9 protein-coding genes and 2 pseudogenes are annotated in these 12,043 nt (G+C 45.1%); 4 read left to right on the forward strand and 7 right to left on the reverse strand.

Going from position 1 to position 12,043, the window contains the following annotated elements:
* The first annotated feature begins 62 nt into the window (after positions 1–62).
* From E5Y90_RS10750 to dapE, 3 genes are all read left to right on the forward strand, one after another.
* Complete coding sequence (locus E5Y90_RS10750; protein ID WP_151204725.1) at positions 63–938, forward strand: DUF1853 family protein; 876 nt, start codon at positions 63–65, stop codon at positions 936–938.
* 115 nt (positions 939–1,053) lie between these two features.
* Positions 1,054–1,203: an entericidin A/B family lipoprotein gene (locus E5Y90_RS10755; protein WP_151204724.1), complete on the forward strand. Its 150-nt coding sequence runs from the start codon at positions 1,054–1,056 to the stop codon at positions 1,201–1,203.
* Positions 1,204–1,322: 119 nt separating this feature from the next.
* Positions 1,323–2,459, forward strand: a complete 1,137-nt coding sequence (gene dapE / locus E5Y90_RS10760; protein WP_174660195.1) for a succinyl-diaminopimelate desuccinylase — start codon at positions 1,323–1,325, stop codon at positions 2,457–2,459.
* A 60-nt stretch (positions 2,460–2,519) separates the two neighbouring features.
* Here dapE and E5Y90_RS10765 read toward each other — a convergent pair whose 3' ends face one another.
* The 7 genes and pseudogenes from E5Y90_RS10765 to pilG all read right to left on the reverse strand — a co-directional run bounded on the left by E5Y90_RS10765 (position 2,520) and on the right by pilG (position 11,069).
* The gene (locus E5Y90_RS10765) at positions 2,520–2,978 is read right to left on the reverse strand and encodes a hypothetical protein (protein WP_174660196.1); all 459 of its coding nucleotides are present in this window, start codon (positions 2,976–2,978) and stop codon (positions 2,520–2,522) included.
* Positions 2,979–5,339 (reverse strand): annotated as a pseudogene (locus E5Y90_RS17700) (hybrid sensor histidine kinase/response regulator); the annotation flags it as partial.
* 176 nt (positions 5,340–5,515) lie between these two features.
* Positions 5,516–7,463 (reverse strand): annotated as a pseudogene (locus E5Y90_RS17705) (Hpt domain-containing protein); the annotation flags it as partial.
* 168 nt (positions 7,464–7,631) lie between these two features.
* A complete protein-coding gene (locus tag E5Y90_RS10775) occupies positions 7,632–9,704 on the reverse strand; it encodes a methyl-accepting chemotaxis protein (RefSeq protein WP_151204720.1) in 2,073 nt (690 codons plus the stop codon).
* 46 nt (positions 9,705–9,750) lie between these two features.
* Positions 9,751–10,287 carry a chemotaxis protein CheW gene (locus E5Y90_RS10780; RefSeq protein WP_174660198.1) on the reverse strand — a complete coding sequence of 179 codons (537 nt, stop codon included), beginning with the start codon at positions 10,285–10,287 and terminating at the stop codon, positions 9,751–9,753.
* A gap of 5 nt (positions 10,288–10,292) precedes the next feature.
* Positions 10,293–10,661, reverse strand: a complete 369-nt coding sequence (locus E5Y90_RS10785; RefSeq protein WP_151204718.1) for a response regulator — start codon at positions 10,659–10,661, stop codon at positions 10,293–10,295.
* Positions 10,662–10,685: 24 nt separating this feature from the next.
* The gene (gene pilG / locus E5Y90_RS10790) at positions 10,686–11,069 is read right to left on the reverse strand and encodes a twitching motility response regulator PilG (RefSeq protein ID WP_004784987.1); all 384 of its coding nucleotides are present in this window, start codon (positions 11,067–11,069) and stop codon (positions 10,686–10,688) included.
* Positions 11,070–11,354: 285 nt separating this feature from the next.
* Between pilG and E5Y90_RS10795 the strand changes: the two genes are divergently transcribed.
* Entirely contained in the window at positions 11,355–12,002 is a 648-nt protein-coding gene (locus E5Y90_RS10795; protein ID WP_151205790.1) for a hypothetical protein, read from the forward strand.
* The last annotated feature ends 41 nt before the right edge of the window (positions 12,003–12,043 follow it).

Here is a 12,043-nt window from a genome sequence, read left to right on the forward strand (position 1 = left end):
GGTAGTATAAAGTGTTTTTATCTGCTCTCCGTTATATTTCTGCACTTTTCACAGGTCACGTGATGCCCTTTTCCCGTCTAAATCAAAATTTTGTAGAAACATGGCAATGCTATCAGCACCCTTTGGTACGACAATTGGCCTTCGCTGTCGGCAGCCCCAACATCCTGTCCGGACTCCCAGATGAGCTGACGATTGTGCATGGTTTTGAGCTACACAATAACCAGCACTGGCAGCAGCATCTACAGCACTATCATCCGCGCCTGAAATATCTGGATCAGCATCCACAAGAACTGGAATATTTTGTCGGGCAACTGAAAAGCACCCGGCTCGGCCTGCGCTTTGAAATGCTGATCTGGTTCTGGCTATTGGATAATGCCTATCATCCTTACCAGCTTTTAGGACATAGTATTCAGAAAATTGACGGCGCCAAAACACTGGGTGAGCTGGATTTTTTAATGTTAAATAGCGATAGCGGTCTGGTTGAGCACTGGGAAATCGCCCTGAAATATTATCTGGCTGAGGCCGATTTCAGCCTGCCACACTGGTATGGCCTGAACCGCAGCGATACTTTAATCCGGAAAATGAAGCATTTTACCCAGAAACAGTTTCAGTTTACCGAGGCGCTTGGGCATCCTATCCAACAACGTTTTTGTGTGATTAAGGGCCAGCTTTATCTACCACTTCATCGTGCTGATCAGCCCCTGCCCGCATGGGTAAATACTGGACGGCGTCTGGGTTTATGGGGACAGCAGATTCCTGATCCCAGCTCCGGTTTTTATCGTCTGCAACGACATGAATGGATTTATCCAAATGCTCAGCCAAGCAGTTTAAAGCCATATTGGTGGACAGATGGATTATATAAAAAAGCAGATCAAGAAGATTTTTATATGTACCGCAATCCCTTACTACTTCCTTTATCTACACATAAGTCACTATAAAACATTACATCTATTAACCGAAGCACTATGAAAACCTCATGTTTTTTAGAACATATATTTTCTAATCTAAGTTCCACATCATAATAATTTTATTATTGATTATATGGAGATGATGATGAAAAAAATTCTTGCTACTTCATTGCTAATGGCTTTTGTATTGACTGGTTGTAATACGTTCAAAGGTCTGGGAAAAGACGTTTCCAAAGCTGGAGATACAGTCACTAATACCGCGGAAAAAACGTCTGAAGAAATCCGTCACAATTAAGTTTTTTCAAGTACCAGGAAGCCCTATCTACGATAGGGTTTTTTTATATGGCATATTCACATTCCAGCTTATATTCCCCTATTATAGAAGCCATAAATTTACCCACTTAAGAATACCCTATGGACTCTTCTGCCACTCTAGACTTAAGCCTGCAACTGTTACGCCAGCCTTCTATTACCCCTCTGGATCATGACTGCCAGACGATCATGGCGGAACGTTTAAAGCAGATCGGCTTTCATATTGAAGCCATGCGCTTTGAAGATGTGGATAATATCTGGGCGCGTAAAGGAACAGAAGACCCGGTATTCTGCTTTGCTGGCCATACGGATGTGGTACCTACAGGAAATCTGGAAGCCTGGAACTCGGACCCATTTCAGCCAGAAATCCGTGATGGCAAGCTCTATGGTCGTGGCAGTGCCGATATGAAAACAGCGCTAGCTGCTATGGTGGTGGCCACTGAGCGTTTTGTAGCAAAATATCCAAATCATAAAGGCTCGATTGCCTATCTGATTACTTCAGATGAAGAAGGTCCCTCCATCAATGGTACGGTGAAAGTCATTGAAACGCTGGAGGCACGCAATGAAAAAATCACCTGGTGTCTGGTGGGCGAACCATCAAGCACACATCAACTCGGCGATATTATCAAAAATGGCCGTCGCGGTTCATTAAATGCCCATCTAACGGTTAAAGGCAAACAAGGCCATGTGGCTTATCCACAGCTTGCAGTGAATCCGATCCATACTGCCTCTCAAGCTATTGCAGAATTATGTAATACGGTCTGGGATCATGGCAATGCCTATTTCCCGGCCACTTCTTTCCAGATTTCCAATATCAATGCCGGTACGGGTGCAACCAATGTGGTACCGGGCAGCATGGAGCTGCTGTTTAACTTCCGTTATTCCACCGAAGTGACTGCCGAAGAACTTAAGGCACGTACCCTTGAGATTCTGGACCGTCATGGGGTGGAGTATGACATTTCCTGGACATTGTCTGGCTTGCCATTTCTGACCCCGGTGGGCGAACTGGTAAATGCTGCCAAGAATGCCATTTTGAGTGTGAAAGGTCGTGAGGCCGAACTGTCTACCTCTGGTGGGACCTCGGACGGCCGCTTTATTGCCCCTACTGGCGCTCAGGTGCTGGAACTTGGGGTACTGAACGCCACCATCCACCAGATCAATGAACATGTAGATATTGCCGATCTAGAGCCACTGGCTGAAATTTATGAGCAGATTCTGGTGAACTTACTGAGCCACTAAGCGCTAGATGAAGACATAAAAAAGGAACTCCGTAGAGTTCCTTTTTTATGTTTATATTTTTTATAGACCAAGTGTAGCCTGAATATGTGCCATATTCGGGATATGGAATAACTGTTCTGCCATACGGACATACTGGAATACGGCAGGATCATGATCGGACTGCTCCGCATCCACCACTTCAGAAATACGTAAACGGATCGTTTTTGGCATTTCATTGCACATCAAGGCAAAACGCTGGTAGATTTCATCCCCTTCAATCACCAGGGCAACCCCCTGTTGCTGAGAAGGCTCATTCAGCGCATAGACCGGCAGTTTGGCTTCATGCCACTCTACGGTTTTGACTTGGGTCGAACTATCCAGCGCTGACAAAACAATATTTTGCGGTAATAGCATCGGCGCTTTGCCGTGACAGTCAATAATATAAGCATCAATAAATCCGGTAGAGACCGTAATTAAATGCTGTAATTCCTGCTGACTAATCTGATCAGCCATCGTGCTGCTTAAGTTACTCTGACTCATCTATGACCCCTGTTGTACTGCAATGATTTCCTGAATATTCTCCAGCAACTCTGCTTCCTGGAACGGTTTACCCATATAGTGAGTAACCCCCAGACTGAACGCCCGTTCGCGATGTTTTTCACCGGTTCGCGATGTGATCATGATAATTGGCAGGTTACGGTGAATATCATGGTGACGAACCAGGTTGGTCACCTCGAAACCATCCATACGCGGCATCTCAATATCAAGCAGCATCAGATCCGGACGGATATTTTCAAGCTGCTCAATCGCATCGACACCATCTTTCGCCGTTACCACATCATAACCCTGACGTTCTAGCAGACGTGAAGTTACCTTACGCACTGTCACCGAGTCATCCACAATCATCACCAGACGACGTGTATTCGAGTAGCGTGAACTATCACGATGATCTTGCAACTGTTTCAGACGCTGAGTGGTTTGAATCTGACGGGCAATATTCTGACCATCCAGAATCAGACAGACCTGACCATCACCAAGAATCGTTGCACCAGCCACTACGCCAATATTGGCAAACTGCTGACCCACTGGTTTCACGACAATCTGGGCGCGTGAGCCGACCAGCTGATCAACCAGCAAGGCAATGGTCTGACCACTATTGCCTTTGATCAGCAGTACCGGAAGTGAATGACCGATATTGTTCAGACGTGGAATTGGCTGATTGGCAACAAATTCGGACAAAGAACGTAGCTTGTAATTTTCATTATCAATCTTGAAGTGGTCATCTTTACTATTAAAGTAAGTTTCCAGTGTTGACGGCGCAATACGGACAATACGGTCAATCTGGGCCAGTGGAATGGCATATTGCTGATCCCCTACTTTCACCATCAGGGCATCGCTGACCGCCACTGTTGTAGGAACGCGAATGCTGAAGGTGGTTCCCTTGCCTAATTCGGATGTCACCGAGACATGACCGCCGAGCAGCTTGATCTGACTTTGTACGACATCCAGCCCGACCCCACGACCGGAAATCTGGGTGACCGCTGTGGCAGTACTAAAGCCAGGATGGAAAATCAGCTGCAAGATTTCTTCCTGATCCAGCATCTGATCTTCTTTGATAAGACCCAGGCCAAGAGCCTTTTCCCGAATCTTTCCGGCATCAATGCCTTTACCGTCATCACTGAAGGAAACGATAACATCTGTTCCTTGGCGGCTAATATTTAATACAATAGCGCCCACTTCCGGCTTGTGCAGTGCAAGACGCTCAGCGCGATCTTCCAGACCATGGTCAATCGCATTACGCAGCATATGCTCAAATGGAGTCACCAGACGTTCCAGAATATTACGGTCCAATTCGCCTTCATTATTTTGTACGATTAATTCAGCAGGACGGCTCAAGCTGGTCGATGTCTGACGTACAATACGTTGCAAGCGCGGCAGCATGCGGTCAAATGGAACCAGACGGGTACGCATCAGGCTCTCCTGAATCTCGGCCTGAATCCGTGACTGTTGCAATAACAAGCCTTCAGTTTCCCTAATCTTGTCTGCCAGGGTACTTTTGAAATCCACCAAGTCAGATGCCGACTCCGCCAGAGATTTAGACAGCTGGTTCAAAGAAGAATATTGGTCCATTTCCAGTGGGTCAAAGTCTGCATAACGCGAGTTTTCTGAACCGTGTTTGGCAATAATCTGGGATTCCAGCTCACCTTCCATTCGGCGTAACTGATCGGCCAGACGCTTGATCGCAAGCTCCATCTCGTTCAGGGTATTGCCCAGCTGCCCCAAATCCATTTCGATACGGGAACGGTTAATCGCGTTCTCACCCGACAGGTCGATCATCTTCTCCACCAGATCGGCCGAGATACGGATCATCTCATTGCTGGTATCGCCCGTACCTGTATGCGCCCACTCACCCATCATCTGAGGTGGTTCAGTACCATCACCTTCTATAAATTCGAAACTAGGAACCGCAGCCAGATGTTCAGTTTTGGCCAGGTGTTCAGGCAATTGTGCCGTTACATCTACATACTGGATCTTTGCCAGACCGCTTTGAATCTGCTCAACATTGCTATAGTCGCGCTGGAAAATTGCCTGTTTTAGCCAGGCCAGCGTTTTTTGCAACAGGCCATCATACGCATTCGAGTTAAAATGATAGACTGCGAACTGCTCGAAAGTAGTTTCCAGCTCATAGGCAATGCTCGCAACCGTTTCATTGTCAATCATACGTGCGCCACCTTTAATACTGTGGGCGGCACGTTGTAATTGTAGTAACAAGCTACGGTCGCTACGCTGTTCAAACCATTGCTTCAGCAGTTTTTCTGCATTGTCGAGAACCTCTTCAGATTCTTCTAGGAAGCTTTCTTCAACGATAGATTTCAGCTCATCCTCTGCCGAAAGCTCGGCAGTAACTGCCACTACTTCAAGACCAGATTCTATTGCTGCCGGTTTTTCAGATATCAGCTCATCAGTGCTGTCATCAGCAGTTTCAACTATCAACTCATTTGCTAAATCACCCAGCGCATCAGCCTGCGCTGTATTCTTCAGCTCAACACTTGCTGGTACTCCCGTTTCAACAGGTGTCTCAACCGCCTGTCCTGCTGCCAGCGTCTGAATATTTTGCAGAATTGCAATTGCTTCAGGTGCCGGATAGTCAATGCCTTCATCACGCATCGCCTGGATACGGTCAGAAACGTTGTCCTGTACCAGACGAATCATCTGGATTAAGGCGGGAGTGACCTGAATTTGCTGGCGAATAATCCGCTCATAAATACTTTCCAGTTCATGCGCAATTGCACCAATATGTGACGCCATAATCATGTTTGCGCCCCCTTTCAAGGTATGCAAATGGCGCATCAGATTATTTAATGAAGCCGTGTCATTTTGTTTTTTGGTCCAGCTATTCAGGTCTTCATCAATACTGACCAACAATTCATCTGCTTCTTCCAGGAAAATATTCAGCAGGTCTTCATCAAAGTCACGCTGTGCCTCACTACTTTCAATCAGCTGACGGTCTGCGGCAATCCGCTGGCTTAATACAGCAAAATCCACACTCCCCGTAGTAGCAGCTTCAGCTAATGGCTCTGCTTGAGCGAACGTATTTTCTATCGGAGTTTCTGTACACTCATCCTTCAAGATTTCCAGATCCTGCTGTACAAATGCCGACAGTTCGCCCAGGGTCTTATGCACTTGTTCGCTTAAGATCACCCGCTGTCCCGCTGCCAGCGTATCGAACAGATGAATGAATTCCTGATGTGCCTGTGCAAACAGCTCATAAGCATAATTACTGCCGAGCAGTACCGGCTTTTCCAGTAAGGCATCATAGGCCAGTTTCAGATCAGCAGTAAACTCATGGATGCCAAGTGCTGCGCGATTATCGGTATGTGCAAGCAGTTCTGCTGCCTGCTGGCTTAAAGCCTGAATATATTCCGGATAATCCATCTGGGCACGTTTATCAAACTCAAACTCGGCATCCAGCAACAGATCAATATTCAGCTCAACCAGTTTGGAAACCAGACCTTGAGTTTCCGGACGATCTACTTCACTGGCTGCATAGCCATAATCATCCCAAACCTTGATGAAAGTAGCATAGACCTTGTTCAGGGCTTCCTGCTCACTCTGGCCCAATAAATGCAAATAGTCACTGATAAATTCAGCATACTGGATCAATAAAGCCGTCTCTTTAGAGGTCGAAACGATTTCATCCTGCACCAGGGTTTTAAACAAATGTTCCACTTTGGAGCTGGCATCAAAAATCTGCTCGATTTGCGCCATGGATGAACTGCCACGTAAAGTATGAATGGCACGAATCAGGGCATTATAATCCTGAGTTTTTTCATCTTCATTGCCCAGGAATCTGGCAATTGTTTCAAGATGCTCTTCTGCTTCTTCAATAAAGATTGCGACAGTTTCATCAATATCATTCTGAGCCATCGTGTCCTGATTTTCAGCGGCCTGTTCTGGGCTAAGCGGAGCACTATCAAGCTCGCTACCGGAACTGTCTGCCAATTCAAGACCTGTGATCTGGCCTTCAGCCGTCAAGCTGTCTGCCAACTGCAAGAGTTCTTCTAGCGCTGGCTCAGGTGAAATTTGTTGTTGTAATTGTTGTCCCAACAGGATGACTGGGCGCAAATCAACATCCAGCTCCCGCACCTGCTTAAATTTTGGATATAAAACAAACTGGTAAATATTCAGTACAGCTTTGGCATATTGCTGAATCACCGGTGTTAGCTGAATCGAGCCTGAGAGGACCCGGTTTAAGCTATCCTCAACTGTCCACGCAATTTCCCCGGCTGTTTTTGCCCCTACCATCCGCCCTGAACCTTTCAGGGTATGGAAATGGCGACGAATCGTAGTCAGCGTCTCCTGCTGACCTGGATTGGCAAACCATTCTGGAAATAAAGCATTTAACTCAACGAAGATCTCTTCGATTTCTTCAACAAAGATTTCAAGAATTTCTGCATCTTGATCAAGATAACTATCTTCAGGAAGCGTTGTCGTTTCAACTAAATTTTTTAATATTTCTTTCATAGCTCATGCTTCTTACGTTGTGCCGCCAAGAAGGGCGCTCAAACTTAATTGTCATCGTCACGCGAGACCTAACGTTATGAAGTTAAGTACATCTTGTCGAGGCTTTATCTGTATGTCCCAATGTGCCTCAACCTAGATCAAGGCACATTTCCTCCATATGCTCTAACTTTATTCTGGCAGTTTAAAGTCAGATACAGATTCACGTAATGCATCGGCCATGTTTGCCAACTCAGAAACAGAGCGGGCTGTGTCAAAAGTTGCACTCGTGGTTTGCGACGTAATTTCCTGAACAACGTTCATCGTGGTCGCAATATGACCTGCAGAAGCAGACTGCAGTTTTGCTGCATCAGAAATGCTTGCAATCAGTTTTGCCAAGTTATTCGATACAGTTTGAATCTCGTCCAGTGCTACACCGGCATCTTTAGACAGGTTCGCACCACGCACAACCTCGGCTGTGGTTTGTTCCATCGAAATTACCGCTTCGTTGGTATCGGTCTGAATCGTTTTTACCAGGCCTTCAATCTGCTTGGTTGCAGAGGCAGAACGTTCCGCAAGACGTTGTACTTCATCCGCGACAACCGCGAAACCACGACCGGCCTCACCTGCCATCGACGCTTGAATTGCAGCGTTCAAGGCAAGAATGTTGGTCTGGTCAGCAATATCGTTAATCAGGGCAACGATGTTACCAATTTCCTGAGAAGATTCACCCAGACGTTTAATACGCTTCGAGGTTTCCTGAATCTGTTCACGAATGGTGTCCATCCCCTCAATTGAGCGGTTTACAACGTCTGCACCATTGGCAGCAATTTGTACCGAACGTTCCGCAACCATGGCAGATTCTTCAGCGTTTGAAGATACCTGATCAATCGACATTGCCATTTCGTTAATTGCAGCAGAAGCACCGGCAATTTCTTGGGCCTGGTGTTCAGAAGCTTCCGCTAACTGGTTGGTAATGCTTTGTGTGGTTGCCGTATATTGCGCTACTTCATGTGAAGTTTCGGTAATACGTGATACCAGATCACGTAACTGGTCAATCGCAAAGTTAATCGAGTCGGCAATCGCACCGGTAAAGTCTTCAGATACTGTCGCATATGAACGTAAGTCACCATCTGCAAGGTCGGCAATCTCGTCCAGTAAACGTAGAATCGCATTCTGGTTACGGTCATATTCATCTTGCAGGCGTGTTACACGCTGTTTATCCGATGCTCCACGCAGGGATAGCAGTTTAAATACACAGATCAGGAAGCCAATCAATAACAGAATTAATAAAACCGCTGGAAGAATCGTCGTCAGACCGGCTTTGCTTGACAGCTTATTCAGATTATTCAGCAGCACGTCAGATTCGGTGAAAACCGCAGCAGAAGCTTGACGAACGTTGACAATTTGAGTCGAGTTTTTCAGGATCGTTGCAGACGCAGACTGCAATACATCATCATATTCAGCCTTGATCCCTTCCAGAGATTCACGCAGGTTCGGATCATTGACACGTTCTACACCCAGTTCAGCAGAACCGTTCAATTGGGCATTTAAATAAGAACCAAAAGTTTCCGTATCGGCACTGAAGTCATCCGCTGATTCACGGGAACCATCGCTACCCGTCAATACCAAACTGATTGAACGCAAGATACGTTCTGCAATAAATACCTGGTTTTTCGCAATAACAACCTGGTTAGAAGGCATGTTCTGACGCGCCATCTGGTCAACCATCAGGTTATATTCTGCCTGAATCCCCGGGATGGCTTCACCAATCGCGATATTAGTATCATACAGCTGGTTAATGATTTTTTGTTGCGACGCAATCAGGTCAATATTAGATGACATCTTGCTCCACTGTTGATTCACCGTGTCCAGTGCTTCATTGTCCGGATGAATACTTTTCACTGTTTCCAGGTTTTCAGCAAACGCTTTTTGTGATTCAGTCAGGCTTTTCATCGCTTCAGGTGTTCCCGAAGCAGTGGCTTCTGTCGCCTGACGTGAAATCATTTGCGAAAGTAGGCGTAAATCACCCAGACTTTGAGTCAGCTGGTTGGTACGTGGCACGCTATAGAAAAGATATAGCAAGGTAATGAGTGCCGCGAGTAGACAGCCTATTGCCCCGTAAATAAGCGGCTTAGACTTTTCACTGTCACCAAATACACGTGATAACTGATCTGTTTGTGATTGAATCTTGGCTAAAAAAGCATTGCCACTTTTGCGGCTGGTACTTTCACCTGTATTCTTCTTTTTAAGTTTAAAGCCCATGCAGCTTCTCCCCGATTTACGCCTTTATTACTTTCGTGTGCGACGTTTAATTTATAAATTTTATTGACGCGTTCATAAATTTTGGATTTTGCAACAAACGACTGAATAAGAAGACATACCATTGCTGGTTATGCTGGTGAAAAAATCCCTGACAGTAGTCTTGCAGGTTTTTATCCAATTCAGTGGTCTTAGAAAAGAAACTTTTCTTGTTAAAGTGTTGAATCCCCAAAACTTGATCAACGACCAAGCCGACATAATGGTCATTATGATGTATACATAATACTTTTTGAGTAGGCAAAAACTGACTGGCATGCCCCGAAACATATTGTGCCAGATCAGAAACAGACAACTGTCTTCCCCGGATATTCGCCAAACCCAACACCCAGGATTGTGTATTAGGCACTGGCGTATATTTTGGAGGATAGATCACTTCAGATACTTCCCCCAGCGGCGCAACAAAATATTGCCCCATCATCTCAAAAGCGATACCTGACCATCGGTTGACTTCATTTTCATTGGAAACGTAGTTTTTATTCCCCCGTTTCGCAATGCGAAGCAATTCGATAAATCCATTTGCTGCCATAGAGCTTATCCTGCATTGAGGTGTTGCTTAATCACATCAATTAATTGTTGTTCATCAACAGGCTTGGTCAAGTAGTCCGCAGCACCCTGCCGTTTACCCCAAACGCGGTCAGTGGCCTGATCCTTGGTACTTACGATCACAATCGGAATATGCTTGGTGGTTTCGCCACGCGCAATCTGACGGGTCGCCTGAAAGCCGTTTACCCCCGGCATTACTACATCCATCAGCACCAGATCAGGCAACTCTGCCTGCGCCATGGTGACCCCATCGGCGCCATTGGCTGCTTCAATCACCTCAAAGCCATGTTTGCTAAGAATCTCTCTAAAGCGAAAGGTTTCTGTCGGTGAGTCATCTACAATTAAGATACGTGCCATGCCATTCCCCAAAAAAATCAAATATTAAGCACTAATATGGTTACGGATTGCGTTAAGCAATTCATCTTTACTGAAAGGTTTAGTTAAATATTCATCCGAACCGACAACACGACCTTTGGCCTGATCAAATAAACCGTCTTTACTCGAAAGCATAATCACAGGAATATTCTGATAGTTCTGTGAGTTTTTGATCAAGGCACAGGTTTGATAGCCATCCAGACGCGGCATCATGATATCGACAAAAACAATATCCGGATTGGCTTCTGCAATTTTAGACAATGCTTCAAAACCATCAACGGCAGTGACGACTTCATAGCCTTCGCGTTGCAGTAAAGTTTCTGCGGTACGGCGAATTGTTTTTGAGTCATCAATGACCATAACTTTTAAATTCTGGAATTTATCATCCATTTATTGCCCCGTCCCCTTTTAGAAATGATATGCCATAAGGCTGATAGCATTATTTTATTACGATTCGCCAACATTTTTAACACAAACTTACTTATATTATCAATGAGCATTTTTTGTACAAGTTGGCAGAGTTTACAAATTACAAGAACTGCTTCACACTTTATTTATACTGGTGATTTTTTTTTGATTAACGGTGGTTTTTTATTGAAGAATTTGGGTCTAATATAACCATATTATTACTTTAAAATAAGTAATTTAGTCAACTTTAAATTTGGGGAGCCAATGATGGGTCAGTTTTCGGAAAAACTTGCTGTCATTGATAAAAATAAAATGACTGGCCAATTCATTCTTGTACTTGCCTTATTTGCGCAGGTGAGCCTGAGCTATGCCAATACCCAGCAAAACCCACAAAAAGCCACCTGGTATCGCTATTATGACAGCAAAGGTGTGGCCAATATCAGCACCAATGTCACCCCCAATCATATTCATTATGGTTATGAAGCACTTGATCAGAATATGCAGGTGATTAAGCGCGCGCGTCCTTATAATGCCGAGCTGGATATCAAGCAGGCACCGCAACGTGCTCAGCAGGCAAAGCGTCTGGCCGAGGACCAAAAACTTAAACGTGCCTATAACAGCAGCCATATAGCCTCCCAGAAAAAGACCGAAGCCCTGAACCAGTTGAAAAAGCAGATTAACTTTCAACAGGAACAAATGAAGCAGTTACAAAAAGACCGGATCATGTTTGTACGTCAGGAACGTGAATATTTACGTAAAGGCAAAGCACCGCCTGCGGCTTTAAAAACCAGCCTGCAAAACAACCAGAAAAATCTCACTTTCCAAAAAGAGAATATTCAGTCTTTACAAAGTCGCTATCGAAACCTGGAAGCAGAATACGACAGAATTATTGCTCGTTTACAAGCACTTGAATAAACATATAAAACTTGTCGTTGCTTTTGGCGACCACAAGTATG

The organism is Acinetobacter sp. 10FS3-1 (genome assembly GCF_013343215.1).
Lineage (GTDB): Bacteria > Pseudomonadota > Gammaproteobacteria > Pseudomonadales > Moraxellaceae > Acinetobacter > Acinetobacter lwoffii_C.

Bases quoted from the DNA above. Each gene is read 5' to 3' on its own strand.
- E5Y90_RS10750 (WP_151204725.1), top strand. From the start codon at position 63: ATGCCCTTTTCCCGTCTAAATCAAAATTTTGTAGAAACATGGCAATGC.
- E5Y90_RS10755 (WP_151204724.1), top strand. From the start codon at position 1,054: ATGAAAAAAATTCTTGCTACTTCATTGCTAATGGCTTTTGTATTGACT.
- dapE (WP_174660195.1), top strand. From the start codon at position 1,323: ATGGACTCTTCTGCCACTCTAGACTTAAGCCTGCAACTGTTACGCCAG.
- E5Y90_RS10765 (WP_174660196.1), bottom strand. From the start codon at position 2,978: ATGAGTCAGAGTAACTTAAGCAGCACGATGGCTGATCAGATTAGTCAG.
- E5Y90_RS10775 (WP_151204720.1), bottom strand. From the start codon at position 9,704: ATGGGCTTTAAACTTAAAAAGAAGAATACAGGTGAAAGTACCAGCCGC.
- E5Y90_RS10780 (WP_174660198.1), bottom strand. From the start codon at position 10,287: ATGGCAGCAAATGGATTTATCGAATTGCTTCGCATTGCGAAACGGGGG.
- E5Y90_RS10785 (WP_151204718.1), bottom strand. From the start codon at position 10,661: ATGGCACGTATCTTAATTGTAGATGACTCACCGACAGAAACCTTTCGC.
- pilG (WP_004784987.1), bottom strand. From the start codon at position 11,069: ATGGATGATAAATTCCAGAATTTAAAAGTTATGGTCATTGATGACTCA.
- E5Y90_RS10795 (WP_151205790.1), top strand. From the start codon at position 11,355: ATGGGTCAGTTTTCGGAAAAACTTGCTGTCATTGATAAAAATAAAATG.